The sequence below is a fragment of the Sphingopyxis panaciterrulae genome, from assembly GCF_014199295.1.
In the GTDB taxonomy this organism is placed as follows: Bacteria; Pseudomonadota; Alphaproteobacteria; order Sphingomonadales; family Sphingomonadaceae; genus Sphingopyxis; species Sphingopyxis panaciterrulae.
This window is the reverse complement of sequence record NZ_JACIJH010000009.1, coordinates 134,044-158,672: the sequence shown is the minus strand read 5'-3', so window position 1 is coordinate 158,672 and position 24,629 is coordinate 134,044. Positions and strand designations below refer to the sequence as shown.

General features: G+C 62.1%; 26 protein-coding genes. 12 read left to right on the top strand and 14 right to left on the bottom strand.

Going from position 1 to position 24,629, the window contains the following annotated elements; translation table 11 throughout:
- Positions 1 to 322: 322 nt before the first annotated feature.
- The 6 genes from FHR21_RS14015 to FHR21_RS13995 form a co-directional block, all read right to left on the bottom strand.
- Positions 323 to 1,252 carry an NAD(P)-dependent oxidoreductase gene (locus tag FHR21_RS14015; protein ID WP_184099339.1) on the bottom strand — a complete coding sequence of 310 codons (930 nt, stop codon included), beginning with the start codon at positions 1,250 to 1,252 and terminating at the stop codon, positions 323 to 325.
- A gap of 121 nt (positions 1,253 to 1,373) precedes the next feature.
- A complete protein-coding gene (locus tag FHR21_RS14010) occupies positions 1,374 to 2,879 on the bottom strand; it encodes a class I adenylate-forming enzyme family protein (protein WP_184099337.1) in 1,506 nt (501 codons plus the stop codon).
- Between the two features lie 161 nt (positions 2,880 to 3,040).
- A complete protein-coding gene (locus FHR21_RS21310; RefSeq protein ID WP_476712845.1) occupies positions 3,041 to 3,376 on the bottom strand; it encodes an oxidoreductase C-terminal domain-containing protein in 336 nt (111 codons plus the stop codon).
- 12 nt (positions 3,377 to 3,388) lie between these two features.
- On the bottom strand, positions 3,389 to 3,760 hold the full coding sequence (locus FHR21_RS21305) for an FAD-dependent oxidoreductase (RefSeq protein WP_420825291.1): 372 nt from the start codon (positions 3,758 to 3,760) through the stop codon (positions 3,389 to 3,391).
- Positions 3,761 to 3,781: 21 nt separating this feature from the next.
- Complete coding sequence (locus FHR21_RS14000) at positions 3,782 to 4,714, bottom strand: electron transfer flavoprotein subunit alpha/FixB family protein (RefSeq protein ID WP_184099335.1); 933 nt, start codon at positions 4,712 to 4,714, stop codon at positions 3,782 to 3,784.
- A gap of 28 nt (positions 4,715 to 4,742) precedes the next feature.
- On the bottom strand, positions 4,743 to 5,495 hold the full coding sequence (locus FHR21_RS13995) for an electron transfer flavoprotein subunit beta/FixA family protein (RefSeq protein WP_184099333.1): 753 nt from the start codon (positions 5,493 to 5,495) through the stop codon (positions 4,743 to 4,745).
- Between the two features lie 216 nt (positions 5,496 to 5,711).
- Here FHR21_RS13995 and FHR21_RS13990 point away from each other — a divergent pair, with 216 nt between their 5' ends.
- Positions 5,712 to 6,569 carry an HpcH/HpaI aldolase/citrate lyase family protein gene (locus tag FHR21_RS13990; protein ID WP_184099331.1) on the top strand — a complete coding sequence of 286 codons (858 nt, stop codon included), beginning with the start codon at positions 5,712 to 5,714 and terminating at the stop codon, positions 6,567 to 6,569.
- Complete coding sequence (locus tag FHR21_RS13985) at positions 6,566 to 7,246, top strand: SDR family oxidoreductase (protein WP_184099329.1); 681 nt, start codon at positions 6,566 to 6,568, stop codon at positions 7,244 to 7,246. Before FHR21_RS13990 ends, FHR21_RS13985 begins: the two co-directional genes overlap by 4 nt.
- Here the strand turns inward: FHR21_RS13985 and FHR21_RS21300 are convergent.
- Positions 7,241 to 7,480, bottom strand: coding sequence for a hypothetical protein (locus FHR21_RS21300; RefSeq protein ID WP_184099327.1), 240 nt, complete (start codon positions 7,478 to 7,480; stop codon positions 7,241 to 7,243). The genes FHR21_RS13985 and FHR21_RS21300 overlap by 6 nt on opposite strands.
- A gap of 28 nt (positions 7,481 to 7,508) precedes the next feature.
- Between FHR21_RS21300 and FHR21_RS13975 the strand changes: the two genes are divergently transcribed.
- Positions 7,509 to 7,739 (top strand): hypothetical protein, encoded by a 231-nt coding sequence (locus FHR21_RS13975; RefSeq protein ID WP_184099325.1) that lies wholly within the window; start codon positions 7,509 to 7,511, stop codon positions 7,737 to 7,739.
- Positions 7,740 to 7,775: 36 nt separating this feature from the next.
- Here the strand turns inward: FHR21_RS13975 and FHR21_RS13970 are convergent, their stop codons facing one another.
- Entirely contained in the window at positions 7,776 to 8,525 is a 750-nt protein-coding gene (locus FHR21_RS13970) for an SDR family oxidoreductase (RefSeq protein WP_184099323.1), read from the bottom strand.
- Positions 8,526 to 8,559: 34 nt separating this feature from the next.
- Positions 8,560 to 9,924, bottom strand: coding sequence for an MmgE/PrpD family protein (locus FHR21_RS13965; RefSeq protein ID WP_184099321.1), 1,365 nt, complete (start codon positions 9,922 to 9,924; stop codon positions 8,560 to 8,562).
- A gap of 284 nt (positions 9,925 to 10,208) precedes the next feature.
- On the opposite strand from FHR21_RS13965, the gene FHR21_RS13960 reads away from it, so the two are divergent.
- The gene (locus FHR21_RS13960) at positions 10,209 to 10,991 is read left to right on the top strand and encodes a DUF2889 domain-containing protein (protein ID WP_184099319.1); all 783 of its coding nucleotides are present in this window, start codon (positions 10,209 to 10,211) and stop codon (positions 10,989 to 10,991) included.
- A 4-nt stretch (positions 10,992 to 10,995) separates the two neighbouring features.
- Here the strand turns inward: FHR21_RS13960 and FHR21_RS13955 are convergent, their stop codons facing one another.
- Positions 10,996 to 11,730, bottom strand: coding sequence for an SDR family NAD(P)-dependent oxidoreductase (locus FHR21_RS13955; RefSeq protein ID WP_184099317.1), 735 nt, complete (start codon positions 11,728 to 11,730; stop codon positions 10,996 to 10,998).
- A gap of 312 nt (positions 11,731 to 12,042) precedes the next feature.
- On the opposite strand from FHR21_RS13955, the gene FHR21_RS13950 reads away from it, so the two are divergent.
- Positions 12,043 to 13,743 (top strand): MFS transporter, encoded by a 1,701-nt coding sequence (locus FHR21_RS13950; RefSeq protein ID WP_221235180.1) that lies wholly within the window; start codon positions 12,043 to 12,045, stop codon positions 13,741 to 13,743.
- A gap of 101 nt (positions 13,744 to 13,844) precedes the next feature.
- On the opposite strand, the gene FHR21_RS13945 is transcribed toward FHR21_RS13950, so the two are convergent.
- The 3 genes from FHR21_RS13945 to FHR21_RS13935 are packed head-to-tail and all read right to left on the bottom strand — an operon-like array spanning position 13,845 to position 16,393.
- On the bottom strand, positions 13,845 to 14,309 hold the full coding sequence (locus tag FHR21_RS13945; protein WP_184099313.1) for an NmrA family NAD(P)-binding protein: 465 nt from the start codon (positions 14,307 to 14,309) through the stop codon (positions 13,845 to 13,847).
- Between the two features lie 27 nt (positions 14,310 to 14,336).
- The gene (locus tag FHR21_RS13940) at positions 14,337 to 15,644 is read right to left on the bottom strand and encodes an MFS transporter (RefSeq protein ID WP_184099310.1); all 1,308 of its coding nucleotides are present in this window, start codon (positions 15,642 to 15,644) and stop codon (positions 14,337 to 14,339) included.
- Positions 15,641 to 16,393 (bottom strand): SDR family oxidoreductase, encoded by a 753-nt coding sequence (locus FHR21_RS13935; protein WP_184099308.1) that lies wholly within the window; start codon positions 16,391 to 16,393, stop codon positions 15,641 to 15,643. Before FHR21_RS13935 ends, FHR21_RS13940 begins: the two co-directional genes overlap by 4 nt.
- 172 nt (positions 16,394 to 16,565) lie before the next feature.
- Here FHR21_RS13935 and FHR21_RS13930 point away from each other — a divergent pair, with 172 nt between their 5' ends.
- Positions 16,566 to 18,185: an AMP-binding protein gene (locus FHR21_RS13930; RefSeq protein WP_184099306.1), complete on the top strand. Its 1,620-nt coding sequence runs from the start codon at positions 16,566 to 16,568 to the stop codon at positions 18,183 to 18,185.
- A gap of 24 nt (positions 18,186 to 18,209) precedes the next feature.
- On the opposite strand, the gene FHR21_RS13925 is transcribed toward FHR21_RS13930, so the two are convergent.
- A complete protein-coding gene (locus tag FHR21_RS13925) occupies positions 18,210 to 18,926 on the bottom strand; it encodes a TetR/AcrR family transcriptional regulator (protein ID WP_184099304.1) in 717 nt (238 codons plus the stop codon).
- An 82-nt stretch (positions 18,927 to 19,008) separates the two neighbouring features.
- On the opposite strand from FHR21_RS13925, the gene FHR21_RS13920 reads away from it, so the two are divergent.
- From FHR21_RS13920 to FHR21_RS21185, 6 genes are read left to right on the top strand one after another with little or no spacing between them, the layout of a single operon-like run.
- Entirely contained in the window at positions 19,009 to 19,881 is an 873-nt protein-coding gene (locus tag FHR21_RS13920) for an SDR family NAD(P)-dependent oxidoreductase (protein WP_338113159.1), read from the top strand.
- Positions 19,878 to 20,663, top strand: coding sequence for an SDR family NAD(P)-dependent oxidoreductase (locus FHR21_RS13915; protein ID WP_184099300.1), 786 nt, complete (start codon positions 19,878 to 19,880; stop codon positions 20,661 to 20,663). The genes FHR21_RS13920 and FHR21_RS13915 overlap by 4 nt, the downstream gene beginning before the upstream one ends.
- On the top strand, positions 20,660 to 21,478 hold the full coding sequence (locus tag FHR21_RS13910; protein WP_184099298.1) for an SDR family NAD(P)-dependent oxidoreductase: 819 nt from the start codon (positions 20,660 to 20,662) through the stop codon (positions 21,476 to 21,478). The genes FHR21_RS13915 and FHR21_RS13910 overlap by 4 nt, the downstream gene beginning before the upstream one ends.
- The gene (locus FHR21_RS13905) at positions 21,475 to 21,915 is read left to right on the top strand and encodes a nuclear transport factor 2 family protein (RefSeq protein ID WP_184099296.1); all 441 of its coding nucleotides are present in this window, start codon (positions 21,475 to 21,477) and stop codon (positions 21,913 to 21,915) included. The genes FHR21_RS13910 and FHR21_RS13905 overlap by 4 nt, the downstream gene beginning before the upstream one ends.
- Positions 21,912 to 23,324, top strand: a complete 1,413-nt coding sequence (locus FHR21_RS13900) for an MFS transporter (protein ID WP_184099294.1) — start codon at positions 21,912 to 21,914, stop codon at positions 23,322 to 23,324. Before FHR21_RS13905 ends, FHR21_RS13900 begins: the two co-directional genes overlap by 4 nt.
- 3 nt (positions 23,325 to 23,327) lie before the next feature.
- Complete coding sequence (locus FHR21_RS21185) at positions 23,328 to 24,575, top strand: acetyl-CoA hydrolase/transferase C-terminal domain-containing protein (protein WP_184099292.1); 1,248 nt, start codon at positions 23,328 to 23,330, stop codon at positions 24,573 to 24,575.
- Positions 24,576 to 24,629: the final 54 nt, after the last annotated feature.

Here is a 24,629-nt window from a genome sequence, read left to right as displayed (position 1 = left end):
GAAAAGTACCGTTCTATGGGAAATGTCTAACAGCACATGGCCAAGCCGGACGACAGCCTTCCCCTCTGAACTGATTTCGCTAGCTTTTTCGAAAATCAAGAGTGCCATGTTTGCCGCCCATGATGCGAAAGTAACCCTGATTTTCTGAACTGATGATCGAGTGCGGCCTTCTATCGCGCCTTGACTTCGGCGTTTTCATGGACCGCTGACCGCATCACCAGCCCACTGTTGGGCAGCCACACTATCGGGGGCACGGTCAGCCTGTGCATCCGCAAACGGATCGAAGAGGTGTTTGACTGGAGCCAGGTATCCTCGCACCCAATCACTCGGCGCCCGGGGCTCCCGCCGCGGCATATGCATGGATCCGATCCACCGTGAGTTGCGACTGGTCGGTCAGGTCAGAGTGGTCCACGCCTGCCGCTTTCGCCAGTTCGATCAGATGGGCAACATCCTTGCCGACGTTGCTGGTCGGCCCAGTCATCTTAGCGACCTGCGCAGGCGAACGCACAAGCCCCAGCGCATGACTGTTGCCCGAGCTACTACCCATCACACGAGCGGCTACCAGCGGGTCGATCCCCATGCGCGTAGCTAGGTTCAAGGCGGCAATCGACGCCACAACATTGGCAAAGCACAGATTGTTGTTGAGCAGTTTGAGGGTCTGCGCCGACCCCAGTGCTCCGACATGCAGCAGCTTGGTTGCAAAGCATTCCAGCATCGGTCTGGCAATCTCGATCGCTTTGTCATCCCCCCCGAGCAGAACCGTCAGAATTCCAGCTTCAGCCCCTTTCGAACCACCGCTGACCGGCGCATCAAGCACTTGGACTCCACGCTGCGCAGCGGTCTCGGCCACACGCTCGATCGTCGCGGGCATGACGGTGGCGTGGATGGTCAGAACCGAGCCAGCCCGCATACCACCGACCAGGCCATCCGGCTCGCGCAAAGCAATGTCGAGCAGTTCCTCGTCCGTTCGCACGCAAACCCCAACCACTTTAACCTGTGTCGCTAGGTCACGAGGCGAGGTCGCCGCTTCTACATTGCCGCCGAGCAGGCCCTCAAGTGATGCGGGGCGGCGCGCCCACAGGCGCAGCGGCAGGCCCGCCTGGCCGATGCGAACTGCCATAGGGCGCCCCATATTGCCGAGGCCGATGAAACCGAAAACAGGCTGTGCAGTCATGAAGGTCTTTAAACTCCGTCCGTGCGGATATGGGCGAATTTGACCGGTTGTCGCAACACCGGCTTCACTGGTCTGCAAAGAACTGGTCGAGGACTTCGACGGAAGCTTTCCAACCGAGAGTCCTTCGCGACCTTGTGTTCAGCGTATGATCAGGGCAATTTTCCTTACCCGGGGAAGATTGTGCAGCGACTGGGTATGATCAGTGATCTCCGTGCTCGTGGAACAGCGACGCGATTGCGCGGCGATCCAGCTTCATGGCGGAATTGCGAGGCAGGGATTGAACTTGCTTGATCCTTGCGGGGACGAAATAGGCCGGGAGTCGAGCGCGGACGAATTCGCGGATTTCAGCGGAGTCCAGCTTTGCACCCAGCTCAAGCTCGACGACCGCCACCGGCAATTGTCCCAGTCGCTTGTCAGCCACGCCAACGACCGCGGCATCACGAACCGCCGGATGTTGGCGCAATACGTCCGAAATCTTAGCCGGGGACAGCTTGAAACCCCCGCGAATAATCACATCGTCCTTACGGCCGTGGAGAGTCAGAAATCCATCGCCATCGACCGAACCCAGGTCGCTGGTGGGAATCCAGTGATCTCCGATCCTGCCGACCTTGAACTCGAGGACACCAACTTGCCCTTCGCCCTCGACAATTTCCCCGGCGAGAGACCGGACGCGCGCCTGCGCTACCGTCGGGTCAAGACGTCCCACCGCCGATGGCCGCGTATCGAAATGCATCCTGAAATCTTCGAGCGACCACGCGGCGATTGCTCCGCAGAACTCGGTCGCACCATAGTTGCCGAGCACCGGTATGCCGTAGCGACCCGAAAAGGCTTGCCGATCTTCTGCGCGTAATGGCGCAGTGCCCGACCAGACGCTGATGAGCGACGAGAGCCGCTCGGGCGCTATTTCGGCTTCCAGTACCATTCGCAGCATGCTCGGCGGGAGACCCGTTGTTTTGAGCTGATATTGCTGGACGATCTCAGCCCAGCGTTCCGCGTCAAACTTCCCGAGCATGACCGTCGAGCGGCCCTGCGCTGCCGCTCGCAACAGGGTAAGCACGCCTCCGATGTGCGCGAGCGGCGAATATTGAATGAGTGCAGGCCACAAACCATCGTCGCAACGACAGTCGCCAAATCCCGCATTGGTGCGCTCGATCTCATGCATCGCTCGCGAAAGGGTCGAAAGGGAAAGATGAAGAGGCTTCGGATCTCCGGTTGTGCCGCTCGTATAGACAATAAGTCCGGCGCGACGATCGCCGGACGGCTCCCGCTGAGCCGCAGGACTCAACCTCACGAGCGCTCCGTCCTCCTGGAGCACGAGAAGCGCGGGGTCCGAATTCGCTGCTCGGAGCATGTCGTCGCCCACTGGAATCAGGATTGCTTGCGGCGAAAGTTGTCGGGCGGATTCAAGGGCAGCCTCGGGCGACGTAAACGGGTTGATGATGATCGCGCAGCGGCGACTGAGGACGATCGCGAATATGCAGATCGCACAGCTTATGGTGTTGCGTCCGAGCACGGCGACGGTGGCGCCAGGAGCAATGCCGTTGGCGTCGAGGTCCGCCTCCAGTCTTGCGATCCGGCCGGCGAGCTCGCGCCAGCTCAGTTCGCTGTCGTCGGACGATAGAGCAACACCTTCGCCCGAGAGAAGAGCGCGCCGAATTCTTTCCAAAAGGTCGCTGTCGACCCTGTCACCAGGCGATATCTGCATGCGGCGTCCCATCCGGTTCCCGTCGATTATCCGGTACGAAAAAAGCCGCCCCGGCGTGGCTGACTGGCGCAGAACGCCGGGCCAGTTCCCCCGCAAACCAGCGATACCAACTCGGCGGCCCCGGGGAACTACATCATATTCGGAATTGAGGGTGGCTGCCCTCAATTGGCCAGCTGCCTATTGAGCCAGCTCCTTGAGCAGGGTCTCGCGATCAGCGAATCGCTTGACCGATGGCGATGCGCGATGTTCGACAAGTTTTCGCCCTTGCGCATAGTCCCGTACGGCGTTGACGCAATCAAGGGCGATACCCGTCCTTGCTTAAGGTAGACGACCGTGAAGCTGCCGATTTCGGGGACGCCGCGCAGGACTGCTTCATCATAGCAGATCGAAAGGCCGACCGCTTGCAGCTTGACATCATACTGGTTGGACCAGAACCAGGGCGTCGCCTGGCATTGCGCAGGCTCGCCCGCAATGTCATAGGCGACCACCATCGCCATGTCATTGGCGTTCTACACCGATTCAAGGCGGATGTAAGGCGCCGCGGCTCCGCCCGCCGCCCAGATCAGATGTCCATAGGTGACCGTTCGACCCGACGCGAGAGTCAGCACATGCGCGCTCGCATCCACGGCAGTCACAGCTTCACCAAGTCTGAGATCGACATTCTTGTCGTTCCAGAACTCCTCGAGCCGTAGCAGTATGCGTTTGAACGGCTTCTCCCGGACAAGATATTCCTTCGACAATGGAGGGCGCTCATAGGGCAATTCGCTGTCGCGACCGATCATCATGATCGAACCATCGAATTTCAGCAGCCGTAGCGCAATTGCCGCTTGTGCGCCGCCATGGCCCGTGCCCACGATCACGATGTCAGGTTCGTCAGTCATGTCGACATCCCTCCCTCAAGCCTATCGGATTTTACCGGTCAGTTCCGGGACGGCCTTGAACAGGTCCGCGACGAGCCCGATGTCGGCGACCTGGAAAATCGGGGCATCCTCGTCCTTGTTGATGGCAATGATGGTCTTGGAGTCCTTCATTCCCGCCAAATGCTGGATCGCCCCCGAAATTCCGATGGCGAAATACACTTCGGGAGCAACGATCTTGCCCGTCTGGCCAACCTGGAAGTCATTCGGGACATAGCCTGCATCGACCGCCGCGCGGCTGGCGCCGACCCCGGCACCGAGCTTTTCGGCAAGCGGTGTGATGACCTCATCGAAGGTCGCCGCATCCTTGAGCGCACGTCCCCCCGATACGATTATCTTCGCGCTGGTTAGTTCGGGGCGCTCGCTGCGGGCGATTTCAGCCGAGACGAAACGCGAGGTCCCCGCATCGCCGGGGCCGGAAACATCTTCGATCGCAGCCGAGCCTCCGTTCGCCGCAGCCTTGTCGAAGGCGGTTCCACGTACGGTCACGACCAGCTTCGCGTCATGGCTTTCGACGGTGGCGACGGCATTGCCGGCGTAGATCGTCCGCGTGAAGGTCTTCCGACCTTCGACCGAGATTATTTCGGACAACTGCATCACATCGAGCAGCGCAGCGACGCGCGGCGCCACATTCTTGCCGGTCGTTGTCGCGGGCACGACGAAGGCATCATAGCCTTGCATCAATCCGACGACGAGCGGGGCAAGATTCTCCGGCAACGCGTGTTCATAGGCTGCATCATCGGCGAGCAAAACTTTGCGGGCGGGCTCGATATTCGCAGCCTGCTCTGCTACCGCGCGGACGCCCTTTCCAGCGACCAGCAGATCGACGTCGCCCATGCTGGCCGCGGCCGTGACGGCCGAAAGCGTCGCATCCTTGACACTGGCGTTGTCGTGCTCGACCCAGACGAGGGTTTTCATCCCAGAATTTCCTTTCTTGTCAGGCCCGTTAGGCGATGCCGAGAGACGTGAGCTTTGCGACCAGTTCATCCACGTCTGCGACCCTCACACCCGCGCTGCGCACCGGCGGCTCGACTACCTTGAGCGTGGCGATACGCGGAGAAATGTCGATGTCATAGTCAGCGGGCGACCTGATCTCGAGCGGCTTCGCCTTCGCCTTCATGATATTCGGCAGTGATGCATAACGGGGTTCGTTGAGGCGAAGGTCGGTGGTGACGATCGCGGGAAGCGTCAGCTCGACTGTCTCGAGGCCGCCGTCGACCTCGCGCTTCACGATCACTGCTCCGCCTTCGACGTCGACGCTGTTTGCAAATGTCCCCTGCGGACGATCCATCAGCGCCGCCAGCATTTGCCCCGTCTGGTTGCTGTCGTCGCTGATCGACTGCTTGCCCAGCAGCACGAGGCCGGGCGATTCAACGTCGGCAATCGCCTTCAAGATCTTGGCCACTGCGAGCGGCTCGACTTCGACGGCATCGTCGACCTGGACCAGGATCGCCCGGTCCACGCCCATCGCGAGAGCGGTTCGCAGCGTATCCTGTGCCTTTGCGGGGCCGATGCTGACGACCACTATCTCTTCCGCCTTACCCTTTTCCTTCAGGCGAACGGCTTCCTCGACGGCGATCTCGTCGAACGGGTTCATGCTCATCTTGACATTGCTCAGGTCCACTCCCGAGCCATCCGCCTTCACCCGCGGCTTTACATTATAGTCGATCACCCGCTTTACGGGCACAAGGATTTTCATGGAAAGGTCCTACTCGATGAATAGCCGCGCCGAGCAATTCGGCGGCCTGTCGAGCGCGAATTAGATCACATCGAGACAATGGAGGAGGATGGATATTCGGAAATTCAGGAGGGTTTACTTCGCGATGTGGCCGGACATCGCTCTTAGTCCTGAACCACCTCAAATAGGCTGTCTTGGTCATTCCGATTTTGCCGGCACGAGCTACGCGGTGTCGTCATGATCGAAAGCCTCAAATCATTTCTCTTTGTGCCCGGCGACAATCCCGACCGCATCCAGAAAGCGGCAGGCAGCAAGGCGGATGCGGTCATCGTGGATCTGGAAGATTCGGTCGCAACGGGTGCCAAGGATATTGCCCTTGTGGGTCTGAATGACGCGCATGCCGTGCTGAAGTCTGCCGGAAAAGCGTGCGTCGTCAGGATAAACGCCGACCCGCCGGGAACGGAATCCGAGCTCCGCGCCGCTTGCGAATGCGGCTTCGATGCCGTCATGCTGCCGAAAGTGGAATCCCCCGCACGCATCGAACAGGCCAGCGCGTTGATCGCGCACCATAACCCGGGCAGGGGCCAGATCCCACCCACCATTATCGCCTTAGTGGAGAGTGCATGCGGAATTCTCGCGGCGCCGCAGATCACCGCCGCCGTTGGCGTCTCCGCGCTTGCCCTTGGCACCGAGGATTTCTCGCTCGACATGGGGACGCGTCCGACGCCCGATCTGCTCGACCTTCCGGTACGCCAGATCGCCCTTGCCGCTCGCGCCCATCGCCTTGCGGCTCTGGCGCTTCCCCTCTCGATTGCTGAGTTTCGCGACGCTGAAAAAGTCAGCGAAGCGGCAAAGAAGGCAGCCGGTCTCGGTTGCACCGGCGCGCTTTGCATTCATCCTAATCAGGTCGAAGCCGTCAACTCTGCCTTTTCTCCGGCACCCGCGGATATCGACGAGGCCAGAGCCATTCTGGCCGCATGGGGCCAGTCCCAATCGCTTGGCGTCGCGGTAGCTCAGTTGGACGGCATGATGATCGATGCGCCGGTCGTTGCAAGAGCGCGGCTCACTCTCACTCGGGCGGGAGAAATTTCATGAACGGATCACATTCCGAAGAACGGCGAATAGTCGTTACAGGTGCATCGGGCCTTCTCGGACGGGCGGTCGTGGACCGCCTCGTCGCTGCGAAGCTGCAGCCGATAGGTATCGACCTCGCAAGCCAGGGACCTGCCGGCATTCCGTTCTTCGACGGGGTCGATCTCGCCGACGAGCAGAGCGTGGCCCGGATTTTCGAACAGATAGGAAATGACGGAGACATCCACGGGCTGGTGAATGTGGCCGGCGGCTTTGTCTGGCAGACGGTGGAAGAAAGCTGCACCGAAAGCTGGCAAAATATGTTTCGGATCAATGTGGTGAGCGCCGTCAACGCATCGCGCTCGGCGCTGTCCTTATTGCGCTCGGGCGGCTCCATCGTCAACGTCGGAGCCGCAGCGGCGGCGAACGCGGCGGCCGGGATGGGAGCCTATACGGCGGCCAAATCGGGCGTTGCGCGTCTGACCGAGGCGCTGGCGGCCGAATGCAAGGAACGAGGCATCCGGGTCAATGCGGTCCTTCCCTCGATCCTCGACACTCCTCAGAACCGCAAGGACATGGGCGATGCGGACAGCCACAAATGGGTGAAGCCTGCAGAATTGGCTGAAGTCATCGCATTTCTTCTCTCGGACGCCGCAAGTGCGATCACCGGCGCGAATATTCCCGTTACTGGAAGACTATGATCGCAGCGGACATGCCGGTCGATCGGGCATTGCCGATGGAATCGCGCGGCGACCGACGGGGATGATACCGGCGCCGACCTCAGCTTCCGATCCCAGGTGATCATCCAGGCTCGCCGTCAGCACCCATTCCGGCAGCGCCTTCTTCAACTCGTCGGTCAGCCCATTTTTGGCAGACAACTCCTCGGGATCGCGCCCCGCCACCAACAGATCCGAAACTTCCTTGTCGATTGCCATATGATGGCCCCCTTTTCCATTCCATCTTATGGCCCCGCGCACAAAACTCTTGATAGACCGCAGGTCCGGCGCCTTTCGCTCGTCGAAGGCCAACGATACGCTGACCGCGTCATTTTCGGTCAACGCACGGGATGGCCTCAAGATGGATCCGGCCGAAATGAACGGCGACGCCCATGGCGATGATGAATATCGCGCTCATCTCGTCGAGGGCATGACGCGCCGGACTCTGGTCGAAACGCTTGAACCCGGGTATCCCTGAAGCATGGACCGAACCAGTGGGCCGCGTGGCCGCGCTTCAGGGTCGCATTATATGCCCGCCATCGACCGACCAGGTCTGGCCCGTCACCCACGAGGCCTCGTCAGAGCATAGAAACAATACGGTGTTGACGATATCCTGCGTCTCGCCCAGTCGCCGAAGCGGCAGGCTGTCGATGATGCCCTTCACCCGGTCTTCGGCCACCGACGTACGCGTCGCCTCGGTGTTTGTCGGTCCGGGCGCTACGCCATTCACGCGGATATTGTCCGGCCCGAGCTCCTTGGCGAGCGCGATTGTCAGGCCGTTCACGCCCAGCTTCGCCAGGCCGTAATAATTGCCCGCGTAATAGGCGGCGGTGGACGACTGGTTTACGATCGATCCGCCGCCGCGCGCCTTGAGCGCGGGATAGACCGCGCGCGTCATGAGCAGCACGCTTTCGAGGTTGACCGCCATGAAGCGGCGATAATAGTCGAGTTCGATTTCCATCCACGACTTGCGGCGCATCCCTGCGAATATCGCGGCATTGTTGATGAGGAAATCGATCCCGCCGCACTCGGATATCGTGCGTTCGACGCATTCGGCGCAGCTGTCCTCGTTCGAGACGTCGGTCGCGGTATAGATCGCCTTGCCGCCCTCGGCCACGATGGCCTCCGCGACCTTGCGTGCATTGTCTTCGTTGATCTCGGCAACGACCACGGCCGCCCCCTCCGCGGCCAGCGCTCTTGCATAATGCTCGCCGATACCCTGCCCGCCGCCTGTGACGATTGCCACCTTGTCCTTGAAACGCATAGTTCGATTTGCTCCGTCAAATTGAAGAGAATGATCAGTTCATAAGCTTTATGAATTCGGGCAGCGGCTCATCGGTTTCGAGCTTGTCGGCAGCCGCGAGAACGCGAGAAATGCCTTCATCGGTCATCAGTGGCGTCAGAACGTCGCGGAACTTCGCGGCGATATCTTCCGCCCCCGCGGGATTGGCCGGATGCCCTCGCGGGGCGGGCTGAAGCGCTTCAGCACTGCGCCCGTTTTTGGTCGTGATGCGCACATAACCGAACAGCGGATCGCACCCGTTCGGCACGTCCATGGCAAAGGGCTTGACCCGGTCTGCCAGCGCATTGACGACAGGGTCCGATCGCACGTCCGGATCGGCAAGATCAAGAATGGCGACCCGGCCTCGCACGACGCGGAGGGCGGAGGCGAACGCGAGGCTGAACTGGGCGCTTAGCATGTCATGCGGATGGACGATCGCCGCGCCATGCGGGATGGCCCAGTCGACGATTCCGACTTCGATCGTCTCGATATCATCGGCTGTGACCGCGACCCCGCCTTGCTCGAGATTGGCGAGCGCCATGCCCAGCGCATCCAGTGCAGCATGCGTTGTCCCTACCATCGGGTACAGCTTTATGAAGGTGTTCATGATGTGCCATGTCCCGTCCCACAGCAGTTCGGGGTCGAGGTGATCGCGCTCGGAGAACAACTTGTAGATGCCGCGCAGACCTTCGTAGATCGTGAGGGGACCGGTCAGGCCCGCCCGCGCAAGAACCGCGGCCTCGACCCCGGCCCGGCTCGCCATTCCTGCATGGTACCGCTTCACTTCGCCGCCGGACTGGTCATATTCCATCGTACCCGAGGCGTCGCTGCCAGCAATCGCCAGCGCGTTGGCCGTCTGGACCACGTCGAGACCGAGGACCTTCGCCACAGCAGCCGCAGCGCCGAATACGCCGCCGATCTTCATGCCGTGCCAGCCGATATCGAGCGTGCGCCGATTGATCGGCCCCATGGACCAGACCATCGACTGGTAACCGGCAACGATCGCGGTCAGGAACTGCTTGCCGGAGATATTTTCCCGTTCTGCCAGCGCCAGGACGGCGGGAATAACACACACGCCAGGATGCCCGCATTGCCAATGCGCGTCGTCATATTCCAGCGCGTGGCCAAAGGTTCCGTTGGCATAAGCCGCATAGGCGGCCGTGGCGCGTCCACCGCCGATAATCCCGCACTGCGGCGCGGTGTCGAGGTCGGCGAGCAGGGCCCGCGCCGGTTCCACCTGCGAGAGTGTCGAACCGCGCCGCGCCACGCCAAGAAAGTCCAGCAGCAAAAGCCGCGCCCGGTGACGCACCTCCTCAGGAATTTGCTCAAAGTCGAGGGACGCAATCCATTCCGCCTGCCGCCCTGCGAGGGTTTTGCTCAATTCGACAGGCGATGTTGCATGAGCCAAAGCTGTTCTCCCTACCCTTCCCCCGGACAGTCTGCCCGGATTTCCTCCCCTTCTAGATCAAATTCTCCCTCACCTTCCGGATGCGTGCGCGCGCTTTATGCTGTGTTGGACCATAATCCACGCGAAAGTGCGCCGCAGGAGCCGATTTTGCCGCTCCTGCCGCACACGCTCCCGCTTGACCGCGTCCTGGCAGCGTGCCCACACTGAACAGGCAGGCCGATCAATCGGCGGGCGCGGATACGGCAAGGACGATTGATATGGGCGACGATTTCCCTCGGACGGGCGGCCGCTTTCGCAGGCTGATCGATCTGCGAACCGAGCGCGACGGCGCGGTGGTCGGCTGGCTCGAGGATGATTTCCATCATTTCGGCGTCACCCTCGAACATGATGGCGAATGCGTCACCGACATCCGCGCAGCATCGCCGCGCGTACCCTTCTCGACCTGCCCGCTCGCCGGCGAACATCTCAAGGGCATGATCGGCAAGCCACTCTCCGCTCGCTCGACCGATGTCGGTGCGATGATCGAGATGCGCGACCAGTGCACTCATATGTTCGATCTGGCCGGCCTTGCGATGGCGCAAGCTTCGGTTAGGAGACGGCACCGACGCTATGAGGCGATCGTCGAGGACCGGGAAATCGTGGCTTGGGAAGCCGGCATGCGGCGCCTGCTCGGCCCCGGCACGGCCCGCCTCTTCCGCGACGGCGAGGAGGTGCTCATGTGGGAGGTCGACCGGCGCGACATCACCGGTCCGAAAGGCTGGGCCGGCCAGTCGATGATCAAGGGTTTTCGCACCCATACCGAAGCGATGGAAGTCGATGAAGCCGAAGCTGCGACCGTTCTGCGCCGCGCGGTCATGGTCGCGTCGGGTCGCACGCTCGACCCCGATACGGTGCGCACCGCCGCGGAGCGGGGCCAAAGCGGGGTTTGCTTCACCTTCCAGGAAAAGCGCCGCGCCGAGGCCCATAACATGAGGGGGGCGGCGAGAAATTACGAGGACGATAGCGCAGGCATGCTCTCGCACATAGGCGAACGGCCCTGAGCCGTCACCCCATGAGCAGGCCGCCATCGACCATGATCGACTGCCCCGTGATATAGGCAGCCGATGGCGACGCGAGAAACGTTACCATGTCCGCAATTTCCTTGGGGCTTCCCGCGCGCGGTATCGCGGGTGCAATCATGCCCCGCTTTGCGAGGTCCGGTGCGTCGCCCCGAGCGGTGCGCGCCGCGGCCCGGCTGGTCTCGATCGCGCCGGGGCAGACGGCGTTGACGGTAATTCCCTTGTCGCCCAATTCCTGGGCCATGGTCTGCGTCAGTCCCACGACCGCGAATTTTGAGGCGCAATAGGCGGCCAGGTCCGGGAAACCGCGTTTCCCGGCGCCCGAGGCGATATTGATGATCCGCCCCCCGGTCGCCTCGCCTTCGCTGCGCGAGAGCATTTGCCGCACCGCCGCCCGGCTCATCAGGAAGGTGCCGCGGGTGTTGACCGCCATCACCTTGTCGAACGCTTCGATCGGGATTTCCCATGACGGTCCGCGATCAGCACCGTGCGGTGCGCCGGCATTGTTGACGAGGATGTCCAGCCTCCCGAACCGCGCCACCACATCGGCGACCATGGCCTCGGCATCGCTTTCGCACGAGATATCGTCGGTCAGCGTCGCACATCGGCCTCCAAGCGCTGCAATTTCCCCGGCGAGGCTGGCGGTGCCTTGCCAGTCGTCCTCGCACCTCGCCCCCACCCAGATTGCGCACGCCGCCTGCGACAAGGTCGGATATCGCAACAGCGGCGCCAAGTTCTGCGAGTGCCAGCGCCACCGCCCTGCCGATCCCATCCTTTCGACCGCACCCGGTAACCAGGGCGACTTTGCCGGCCAGTATAGATGTCACGTCAGATCCTTCCGCATGTCGACGGGGGTCAGCGGTACCTATGGGCCGCCGCCACCGCCATGTCCGTTCAGCAGCCGCCGCGGGTGCCGGGAACCAAGATGGCGTTGACAGGGTTCGACGCTGCGATAAAGCGGAACGAAACTGATGGGACATCATTTTTCGGTCGTGCGAGTTCGCTCCGGCCGCAGCATTGCGAAAGGCAGGCCTTGACCGAAACCCCCGGCGCGGAAGAGTCGACCCCAACGGACAGGAGCCGTAGCGGTATTGGCGCGCCGCTGCGCGATGCGACTTTCCGGCGGATATGGGGGTCTAGCCTGCTCTCGAACCTTGGCCAGCAGATGCAGGCCGTCGCCGCGGCGTGGACGATGCTGCAGATCACCCAGCAGGCCGACCTTGTCGCGATGGTGCAAACGGCGTCGATGCTGCCGGTGATGTTGCTTGCGATCGCGGCGGGCGCGATTGCCGACATGTACGATCGGCGGCTGGTCGCCATAAGCGCGCTTGCCGTCTCGCTTTCCGGATCTGCGCTTCTGGCGGCGGTCGCCGCGCTCGACATGCTCTCTCCCGCAATGATCCTTCTCGGTGTTTTCATTACCGGCACGGGGATCGCGCTCTATTCGCCGGCCTGGCAGGCTTCGGCGGCCGAGATCGTGGGCGTGAAGCATCTTCCCGCCGCGGTCGCGCTTTATTCCATGTCGTCCAATGCGGCACGCAGCGTCGGGCCGGCCATCGGCGGTTTCGTTATCGCCTCCTTCGGAATGGTGGCCGCCTTTTCAGTAAACGCGATCCTCTATATCCCGATCCTCGTCGCGCTGTTCCTGTGGAAACGGGATGTCCCGCCGCCGCGATTGCCCCCCGAGCGGCTCGACCGGGCGATGCTCGGCGGCCTGCGCTTTGTCGGTTATTCGCCTCCTGTGATGCGGGTGATATTACGCGCGCTGGCGATGTCGCTGGGCGGTGCAGCGGTCTATTCCATGTTGCCGCTGGTCGCGCATTCGATACTTGGCGGCGGGCCGGAGATATATGGTTTTCTCCTGGGCGGGTTCGGCCTCGGGGCGATCGGCTTTGCGCTACTGACAACGCGTCTGCACGACTGGTTCGACGTCGAGACGATCGTGGTCGGATGCTCGCTGGTGATGGCAGCGGCGCTGCTCGTTCTTGCTTTCAGCCCCTTTGCCGCGCTTTCCGTGCTGGCGACATTTGCGGCGGGCGCGTCGTGGATGGTTTCTATTTCGACCTACAATGTCTCGGTCCAGATCAGTTCGCCACGCTGGGTAAGCGGACGGACATTGGCGGCCTTCCAGGCGGCGGTCGCCGGCGGACTGGCCCTAGGCTCGCTGTGCTGGGGCTTGCTGGCCGAGCGGTTCGGGATCACTGCCGCCGTCTGCACCGCGTCGGCGCTGATGGTCATTACCGCACTCCTGCGCTTCATCCTCGCGATGCCGCGCACCACCTCTGCCGAAGCTGCGCCACCGCCGAGCAGCGATCCCGTCGTCAAGATGGCACTCACCGGGCGGAGCGGCCCGATCGTGATCGAAATCGAGTATCGCGTCCATGTCGACGATGCGCGCAAATTCTACCATGCGATGCGCGATGTACGTCGGTCGCGCGAGCGGAACGGCGCCTATTCGACCTCGCTCGCGCGGGACATTTCCGATCCCAAGCTATGGATCGAGCGCTTCCACTATGCCACCTGGAACGATTATCTTCGCGCCCGCGACCGCCCCACCGTCGACGACCGCAAATGGCGTGACCGCGCGCTGGCGTTTCAGATCGACGACGCGCCGCCACGCGTTCGGCGGTTTCTCGAACGTCCCACGGGGTCGGTCCGCTGGCGCGAAGACACGATCGATCCAGGGGACGTGCTTCGCGTCCCGGTCAGTCTGACCACGATCGGTTCGCACTGAAGCTTCCCCCTCCGGGAGCGAAATTGTCGAAGGCGATCCCGCGCGCCGCGATGAGCGCCAACGCCGCCTCGTAAAGGTCGCGCGCGCTGTCAGTTGGAGTTTTATCGGTTCTCCCGCGAGGAGTTAGTCAAGCTGTGGCCCCGGAAGCCACGTTCATCCGACCGATGACCGTCAGTAGGCCGTAGATCCTGCAGAGCGCCGACCTCACCACGCCTTCGGTTGCCGTCTTCGAAACGCCGTACATCGGAGCGAACCAGGTCGAGCCGCCGAGCAGTTCGTCTTCGGTGCAGATATGCTCCGGGTCTGGATGCGCGGCATAGCAACCGGTTGCCGAGACGTGCATGAAAAACATAGTCGACCGTCTCGGGAGCTTGTCCGAACTCCCCGGTGACAAAATCACCATAGACACAGGTCACGCCCGCCTGCTCGAGCGATTCGCGCGAGCCCGACGCGGAAAATCGGGCCAGAGCGATAATCTCGTTGTCGCCGACCAGCCCGCGGGCGACAGCGCCGGCGAGTTGCCCGGTCGCACCGGTGACCAATATGGTCTTCCCGCTGATTGTCATTGGTGGCACTCCTCTTCGTTCGAGATGTCAGTCAGCCAACCGGCTCCGCCAGGCGCGGCTGGCGAGACAGAAATGCAGCGATGCCCAGAAGAAGAAGATCACCGTCAGCAGAAGCGCCCATCTTATCGAGTCCTCGCCGCCGATAAGGTCGCTCACGGCACCGGTATAATAGGCCAGAAATCCGTTGCCGATCAGGATCGAGGCAATTTTGGCGACCGACAGTATCGAACCGCGCATGTTCGAACTCGTCATGCTGACAAGCGTCGTGTAGCTGGGTCCGGTGTTGACACCCATGCAAAAGGCAAGGATCGCCATGAAGATCAGGGCGGGGACGAGCGAAGTCATCAGGCACATCGCGACACCTGCAAGCCCTGCAAACACCGCTCCGATCGCGGGAACGGTGGCGATGCGCGCCGGATCGCCCTTGGCATAGCTATCGGCGACGAATCCTACCAGCGTCGAGCCGATCATCATGACCAGCCCGACCGCAACGCCCATAGCCATCGCGGCATATTCGACGCTCATCGCGTGGACGCGCACCAGTAACGATACGGTCCACACCATCACCGCATATTGCACGCCCGTGACCAGCATGTTCGCGACGATCGCATGGCGCAGCGCCGGCGTTCTGAAGATGACACCGACCGCCTTGCTGTAGCTGACGGGTTCACTTGCGCCGCGTTCGTCGTCATACTGTCCGCGCCTCGGCTCCTTGCAGGTGAAGAACAGAAGCGCCGCGAGGATCAGCCCCGGCACGGCGGCGATCATGAAAAGCGTGCGCCAGCCGAAATGCAGGAGCAACCACCCGCCGACAAGGAAGGTGATCATCTGGCCCGTAGCCGTGCCCGCGTAATAGAGGCTGATGGCGGTGGCACGGCGTTCCTTGGGAAACAGGTCGCTGATGATCGACAGGCTGCCGGGCGAGGCAGGCGCCTCCGAGGCGCCAACGCCTACGCGCGCCAGGACGAGCATCGTGAAATTCTGCGCGAATGCGCCGACGGCTGTCAGCAGGCTCCAGATGGCCGAACTGATCGACAGCAAGATACGCCGGTCCATCCGGTCTATCAGCCAGCCCGCTGGAAGCGCCGCCATCGCAAAGGGGATGGAATAGGCAAAACCCGTCAGGAAGCCCATCTGCGAATCGCTAAGTCCGAACTCGCTCTTGAGGGGTTCGACGATGACCGACGGGACGGCTCTGTCGATGGAACCGAAGATATAGATCAGCGCCAGAAGCAACAGCATGTACCACGGGCGATGCGCGACAGGCCGATCCGTCGCGGGACCGGCCACGAGGTGAGTATCTCGTGCGTCTTTTGAGCTATCGGTCGCGGTCATATCCTGCAAAATGCGCCTCCGCTGATCAATATCGTCTCTCCTGTGATGAAGGACGCTTCGTCACTGCCCAGAAATGCCGCAGCCGCGGCGATGTCGTCCATCCGCCCCAGGCGCTTCACCAGTTGCAGTTCGTTCACATATTTCTCGCGCCGGTCTACCGGGAAGCGGGCCATCGCCTCTTCCGAATCGACAAGTCCCGGAGCAATTCCGCAGACACGGATGCGGTCGACCGCCAGTTCCTTCGCCAGCGCCACCGTCAAACCCCGCACAGCCAGCTTGGAGATGCCATAGGCGTTCTCCCCCTTATACCCTGCCATCGAGGAAATGGTGAGGATCGCCCCGCCGCCCCGCGCGCGCATCGCGGCGCGGCAGGCGCGCGCGCCGTTGACGATACCGATGACATTGACGTCCATCAGCCGCTGCCATTCCTCGCCAGGCAGCTCGCACGGCGTCTTGGCATAGCCGGAAAGATGCAGTCCGGCATTAGCGACAAGTAAATCGATGCCACCGAAGTGCGCGCATGCCTCTTCAGCCACGGCATGCATCGCGGTCTCGTCCGCAACATCGCATGCGATGCCGAGCGCTTCGATTCCCTCGGCCTTCAGGCGCGTAGCAGCATCTTGCGCATTCGCGATGGCGATATCCGCAAGGACCACCGACGCCCCCTCGCCCCCTACCCTCCGGGCAATGGCGAAGCCGATGCCGCGGCCTCCGCCGGTGACGATCGCAACTTTTCCGGCATAGCGCACTGTCCGCTCCCTCTCTGCTCCGTCCGACATTGTTGCGCGAAAGACCATGTCACCCAAGGTTTGACATCGGCGTTTTCAGGACCGTCGCACCTTAGACTGCACAGCCAGCTTCTTGTCAGGGCGCGCAAAGGCCAGCTATTACTGACGCATCATCAGTTTGGGAGAGAATGAGTTGAGCTTCCCGGTTTGGTCTTCCGACGTTCGCGAAACTGTCACCGAGGTCCTGGCGCGCGCTGTCGCAAGATATCCGGACAATATCTTCCTCGATTTCCAGGGCGAAACCTACACCTATGCCGACGTCGACAGGCGGTCGACCCGGCTGGCGCATGGCCTGCTATCGCGGGGTGTCAAGCGTGGCGACCGGGTGTGCAGCCTGCTCGATTCCAACATCGACTCAATCTCTCTGTGGTTTGCTGCAAACAAGATCGGAGCGGTGCATGTGCCCGTGAACACGGCCTATAAGGGCGGGTTTCTCAGCCATCAGTTCGACGATGCAGGGGCGCAGCTACTCGTCATGGAGCCTGATTACGCGCTGCGCCTGACCGATATCGAAGAAGACCTGCCGCAGGCGAACCGCGTACTCGTCCGCGGCGAGGACGAAGCCTTGCCCTTGTTCAAGCGGATCGAAACCGAACGCCTGTCGGCCGCCTATGAAGAGAATGATGCGCCCATTCCCGACGAGAACAAGCCCGGGGATCTTTGCATGCTGATTTTCACCGGGGGCACGACCGGTCCTTCGAAGGGCTGCATGATCTCGCACAACTATTGCTGCAATGTGGGTCGCCAGATTCTGAAGCGTGAGGCGCGCAACGAGAAGACGGTGAACTGGACGCCGCTTCCCTTTTTCCACATGAATGCGCTCGGCGGGTCGATCCTTTCGTCCGCCATGGTCGGCGCGCGGGTCGCGGTGTTCCCTCGCTTTTCCGTGTCCAGATTCTGGGACGATATCGAGCGTTCGGGAGCGACGATCGTGAACCTGCTCGGGTCGATGCTCACATTCATTGCCAACGCACCCGAGAACGAGGCAGCCAAGCGCTGTTTCGGGCAAATCTTCGCGGTGCGCGGGTCGCCCTTCCCTCCCGACATCCAACGTAAGTGGAGGGAGCGGTTCGGTGTCACCATCACAGGATCGCATAATTATGGCCTGACTGAAGCCGCCCGCGTCACGACCCTTGCCGATCACGAAGAGGGACCGGTCGGCAACGCGGGAAAGATCAACGAAGATTTCGATGTTCGCATTGTCGACGACGAGGACAATGAGGTGCCGGTTGGGCAGCCGGGTGAGATCATCATCCGCCCTCGTCACCCCGATATCATGTTCATGGGCTACTGGAACCGGCCTGAAGACACGCTGAAGATCATGCGCAACATGTGGCTGCATTCGGGCGATATCGGGCGAATGGACGAGAATGGCTTCATGTTTTTCGTCGACCGCAAGAAGGATTATCTTCGTCGTCGCGGCGAGAATATCTCCAGCCAAGAGCTGGAGGCGACGTTCAAAAAGCATAAATTGGTGAAGGACGTGGCCGTGCACGCGGTACTGGCGGAAACCGAGGACGAAGTGAAAGCCACCATCACATTGCAGGACGGCGCAAGCATTACAGAAGAAGAATTATGCGAATGGTGCGTCGACAAGATGCCCTATTTCGCGGTGCCGCGCTTTTTCGAGTTCAGGGAAGACCTGCCGCGCAACCCGGTCGGCCGGGTGCTGAAATATCAGTTGCGCGACGAGGGGTGCACGGCTGCAACATGGGACCGCGAGAAATCGGGCTTCGAACTGAAGAAACGGTGATACCCGCCGCAGCGGCGCGCGCGTTCAGTTGCCTCTATTGACGCGGATGGCGGAAGGGAGCTGCTCGGCGGAATCGGCAAGGCCCGCCGGCAGTGTCTCCATGAAAGGCGCGCCCCCACTGATCGCGCTAGCGACAAGGAAGGCAGCGGTATCGACCTGCCGCGGCCGCGTTGCCTTGTGGGCCGACGGGAGGCGGATGACCTGCGCAGTGCGCTCAAGCATGGCCAAAACGACCGAGGCCGTGGACGGAGGATCGAGCCGGCGCTCTTCGGGCAAGACGGCCTGCAACTCGCGGATCTTCTCTTGCAGCAGCAAATGTACCGGTTCGACCGAGCGACGACGGGAATCGACAAAACGCCGATCGCCTTCGTCCGCGACAAAATTGCGCACACGAAGAAGCGCGTGGTGCCGATCCCATATCGAGAAATGCAGATTCACTAACTCCCGTGAATATTGCAGCAACTTGTCACGCTTCCATTCGCGTTCGAGGAGTTGGACGATTTCCGGGCTCGCCTGATCGATACGGTCGATCGCCGCCAGCGCGATATCGCTTACCGTCTCGAAATAGAGATAGATGGTTGCGGTCGAAACGCCTGCGTTTTGTCCAATTTCGGCGACCTTGATGTCCCGCAAAGGACGTCGCCCCAACAATTCGGTCGTCGCATCGATGATCTTTTCGCGGGTCTGGAAGCCCTTGCTGCCCATTTCCTGGCCATAAAGGTTCTGCTTTGGTCGCGCCATGGATGTTGTCACCTAGATTGAAGCAGCGAGTGCATTGCGAAAAAGCTGAAGCTTCGTCAAGTTTGCGAACATAGAGGGAAGGATGCAGATGACTTCAATTCAAAGGCTGTCGCTCAAGGACAAGGTCGCGGTGATCACAGGAGGAGGAGGAGGCATCGGCCGCGCCTGTGCCCTCGCCATGGCTGAATTGGGCGCCGACATCGTGATCGCCGACATCGTACCCGAACGCTGCGAGGAAGTGGCTGCACGGGTCGCCGAACTGGACCGGAATGCCCTTCCGTTCCCGACCAACGTGATGGACACCGATCGCATTCGTCAGTGCATTGCCGCCACGGAGGAGAAGTTCGGGCGGCTCGACATCCTGGTAAACAACGCCGGGGGCGTCGCCTATAAGCGCTTCCTCGACCAGAGCGAAAACAGCTGGCGGCGACATATCGATATCAATTTCGTCTCGATGCTCGCGGCAACGCATGCCGCAGCCCCGATTATGGCGCGTGGCGGACGCGGCGGCTCGATCGTCAACGTCGCCTCTATCGAGGGGATGCGCGCCGGTCCCAATGTCGCGGTTTATGCCGCGTGCAAGGCCGCGATGATCGGCTTCACGCGCTCGATGGCGCTCGAGCTGTCAGGCGACAAGATCCGCGTCAACTGCATCGCACCCGACCACACTATCACGCCGGGCGGCCGCGGCAATCGCACCGGTCCGGTGGACGAAAGCCAATGGCGCGTCCCGACGCCCGAGCAGGACGATCGCATGCGGCGCGTCATCCCGCTGTTGCGCGAAGGAGACGCTTATGAATGCGGTGATCTCGCCGCATTCCTGTCGTCGGACATGGCGTCCTATATCACCGGCGCGATTATTCCGATCGATGGTGGGACGTCTGCCGCGATGGGCTGGGTCCGCGGCTCAAAAGGCCAATGGACACAGATGGAAGGCCAGAGGGACGATCGATGAATGCAGCCGGGGCATCATTGATCGATCTGTCGGGAAAAGTCATTCTCGTCACCGGAGGCGGTAATGGGCTCGGCGCCGACATGGCGAGCCAGTTCTCACGGCTTGGCGCGCGCGTGATACTAGCCGACATCGCACAGGAGATGGCTGAAGCGACGGCGGCGAAGGTCGGCAATGGCGCGCTGGGCGTGTATTGCGACATCGCAAACGCGGAATCGGTCGCGCAACTTGCCGATACGGCCCGAAATGCGTTCGGTCGGATCGATGCGCTTGTCAACAATGCGGCGCATGCCGATCTTGGCGCCGACCTCGATTTATTGGGAACAGATCCGGAGGTCTGGAGCCGCACCGTCGATGTCAATCTCACCGGTACGATGCACGTGTCGCGCGCCATCGTGCCCATCATGCTAGAAGGTGGCGGCGGCTCGATCGCGACGATCGTCTCACGGGCAGGCATCGCCCCACCGCGCTCAGCACGGCGACTTGCCTATTCGACGACAAAGGCCGGCCTCATCATGCTCGCGCGGCACATGGCCGTAGCCTATGGCAAGCAAGGCATCCGCAGCAATGCCATCGCGCCCGGCACCATCGAGACCGAGCGCATGCTACGGGAACTCAGTGAGGAACGCCTGACGCAGTCACGCGCAAATGTCCTGACCCCGGCGCTCGGCAAACCCGAAGACGTCTCGCACATGGTGGCCTATCTCGCCAGCGACGCCGGCCGATTCATCACAGGCCAGACAATCCAGATCGATGGCGGCATATTGACAGGACTGCACGAATGACGGGCGCAACATATGATCTCTCCGCGCGTGTCGCGATCATTACCGGCGCGAGCAACGGCATGGGGCTTGCCTCCGCCCGCCTGTTCGCTGCGAGCGGAGCAAAACTCGTGCTCGCGGCGCGCACGCGGGCCAAGCTCGAAGCCGTGGCCGATGAACTCAACCTGACCTATGGGAATGGGCAAGACATCGCAGTCGCGGTCGCAGGCGACCTAGGAGACAAGGCGCATCTGCAAGCGCTGGTCGATATGGCCGTCGGCCGCTTCGGCGCGCTCACGACGCTTCTTTGCTCCCCTACCGTCCGGCCGTGGCTCGGAAGCGCGATCGACACGCCCGACGAAGTGTTCGACGAACAACTGCTCTACATTCTAAAGAGCCGTTTCTGGCTTTCATCGATGGCGATCCCGCACATGATCGCGGCGGGCACCGGTTCGCTGATCTACATCGGGTCAGGCTCGGTTTTCGAGGCCACGGGCGAACGTTCGGTCAATTGCATCGCGCGGGCCGCAGAATGGCAGATGATGAAGAATTTCGCCGCGGAATTCGGGAAGAGCAACGTCCGCGCCAATACGATCGCACCCGGGATGGTGGAATCGAGCGGAAGCCAGGCTCTGTTCGCAAGCGAGGAAGGTGCGAGGCGAATCGCCCGCCTGCCGCTGCGCCGCGGCGGCCGCACGGATGAAATTGCCCATGCCGCGGCGTTCCTTGCCAGCGATGCCAGTTCCTTCACGACCGGCGCGGTGTTGCCGGTCGACGGTGGCCGTCTGCTGCATGCGGTCGATGCCATGCTCACGAAGAGCGAGGGGTATGGCAGATGACGCACGGTGCCGAAGTCCCCGTGAGATCTGCCGTGATGGACCTGCTCGCGGCCGTCAAATATGCCAAGGACGACGAGAACGCGCCTCGCTTTGAAGCCTGCTGGACTAGGGGCGCGCGGCTCGAGATCACGTCGAACGGAACGGCGATGGAGCCGATTGAGGGCCGCAGCGCCATCATGGCCTTCTACCGGACGGTGTGGGAAACGGGTGGGCATGGCAAGGCGGACCGGCGCGAAGTCCATGTGGCCGAAAGCCCCGATATCACGCTCAAGAAGGATGGCACACTGGTTGCTCGGCATGCCGTATCCTTTTTTCACACGGTATCGGGCGCGCCGATGCTCCGTGGGTTTGGCCAGTTTCATGACGAGATGATTTGCGAGGACGGATCGCTGCGTATTGCGCTGCGGCGATCAACGCTTGTCCGAAGCAAATCATGACGGTGCAGCCATCGCTGGTGTCGGACACGCGGGGGAGCAACCCGTTCACGATTTGGCTGGTCGCTCCGCTGCTTCTGGTCACCATCCTGAATCCCCTCAATTCGGCGATGCTCACGACTGCGCTCGTTCCTATCGGGCGAGCCTTTCCTGGGCAGGAGACAATCGGTGGGTGGCTCGTCGCATCGCTGTACCTCACCGCAGCGATCGCACAGCCGGTGCTCGGCAGTTTCGCCGATCGGTTCGGCGCCCGCCGCACGCTGGTCTGGGCGACCGTCATTCTGGGGCTGGGGGGCATCGCCGGCATCGTGGCGCAAGACATGGCTACGCTGATCCTGTCGCGGGTTTTAATCGGCTTCGGTACGTCTAGTGCCTATCCCTGCGCCGTTGCGATCATCCGCCAGCGCGCCCACAAGGCCGAGATCGAGCCGCCGGCGCGCATCCTCGGCTGGCTTGCGGCAGCAAGCTCGGTCGCCGTCGCTGCGGGGCCGCCGCTGGGCGGGCTTGTTACCGAATGGCTGGGCTGGCGTGGCACTTTCGCCATCAACCTGCCCCTCGCCATCATCGCATTTATCGCGATCTGGTTGGCCGTGCCGGCAAATCAGAGCCCGCGGCACGGCGGCATCCGTGTCGATTGGGCCGGCATCGCGCTTTTCACCGGGTTTATGACGGCACTGATGTTCTTCCTCATGCATCTGGAAACCCGGTTCGATGCAAAGGCGCTCGGCCTCGGGCTGATCGGGCTTACGGTGTTCGCCCTGGTCGAGCGGAAACGGGCGAGCCCCTTCGTCGATGTCGGCCTTCTGCGTTCCAATCTGCCGTTGACGCTGACCTATGGCAATCACGCCGCATTCAATTTCGTCAACTACTGCTTTTTCTACTCCATCCCGCAATGGTCGCAGGTGACGTTGAGTCTCTCGCTCACCGCGTCGGGACTGATGCTCATGCCCGTGGCGGTCGCGTCGTTCATCGGTGCGCTGCTACCGACGCGGGGGCGCAAGGGATGCATGACTGAGATGATGGGTGCATCCCTGCTGATCATCAACTCGGCTTCGCTCTTCCTGCTCGCGCTCGCTCCCTCGGCGATCGGAATTCTCATCCTTTCTCTCGGTTTTGGTACAAGCTTCGGCATATTGAACATGAGCAATCAGCAGCGGCTTCTGGACTATGCCCCGCTGGAGCAGAGCGGTTCGGCGGCGGGCCTCCTGCGCACGTCCGCCTATCTCGGCGCCATGTTGTCTGCCCCGCTCGTCGCTTATCTGATGGCCGATGCAATCGGCACGACGGCGCTGAAGGCGCTAAGCCTGGCTACGCTGCCAATCAGCCTGCTACCGCTCGCAACCGTCGTCGCCGATATCCACCGCGGACGACAGAGTCTGGCGGCGACGCCCCGCACCGGACGGGAGACCTGACCGGTGGCTCTCGATACCGTTCTTGACCGGTTCGCACCGGGCCGCACCTGCTACCTGCCAGGCGCCACCGGAGAAATACTGGCACTGACCGACGCGCTGAAGGCGGATCCGGACCGCATGGCCGGCATGCACATCATCGGCTGTCCCTTGCCGGGCATGAATGCCACGGATTATGCCGCGCTCCATTGCGATGCCCGCCAGACCGCCTTTCTTTTTCCGCCCGCTTCGCGCGACAGTCTGGCGAACGGCAGGCTGCGCATCCTTCCGCTGTCCTACTTCGGCGCCGCCCGCTATCTGGCCTGCGATGCCGGCATCGATGTCTCGGTTGCGCATGTCGCCGCGCCCCTCGCGGGCGAAGGAAAACGGGCCTCGGTGGGCATCGCCGCCGATTTCACGGCGATCGCATGGCGCGCGGCCCGCTACCGCATCGCACTGGTCAACCCTTCGATGCCCGCGATCAAGCGCGCGCCGCGCATCGACCTTGCGGAAGCCGATCTCGTCGTCGAATGCGAAAGCCCACTGGTCGAAGTGCCGAAAGTTTCCCCCGACGCCGTCGGAAAGGCGATCGCAGGGCATGTCGCGGCGCTGGTTCCTGACGGCGCCACACTCCAGATCGGGATTGGCTCGGCGCCTGCGGCGTTATGGCGTGCGCTGGCGGGAAGGCGCGGTTTGCGCCTGCGATCGGGGCTTGCGAGCGAGGATCTGCTTCACCTCGCTGATCAGGGTGCGCTGGCCGATGGCGACCATGTCGCGGGCATCCTTGCCGGTTCGAGAGCCTTCTATTCCGCGATGGCCGAACGCGACCTTGTCCGGCTTGCCGATACCCTGGAAACGCATGACGCGCGAGCAATCGGATTGGAGCGCGGCTTTTTTGCGGCGAATTCGGCGCTTTCGGTCGACCTCTTCGGACAGGTAAATCTCGAATGGCAGGGCGGGCGCCTCGCGAGCGGCGCGGGTGGAGCGCCCGATTTCGCATCCGCGGCCATGGCTTCACCCGGCGGCGCGGCGATCACGATGCTGCCGAGCACCGCGCGCGAGGGCTCGATCAGCCGTATCGTCGGGCGGCTCGATACACCGACCGTTTCGCTGCCACGCAACCTTGCGGACGTGATCGTGACCGAACATGGCACGGCGCATCTGCGATATCTGTCGATCGATGAGCGGGCGGAAGCACTGATTGCGATCGCGGCCCCGGCCTTCCGCGATGCGCTGAGCAAAAGTTGGCGCGAGCTTCGCCAAGCGATGAACTGACCGTTTGGAAGCGGGCGCAAGCATCGGTCGATGTCGCGCCCGCTCCCGCACAAA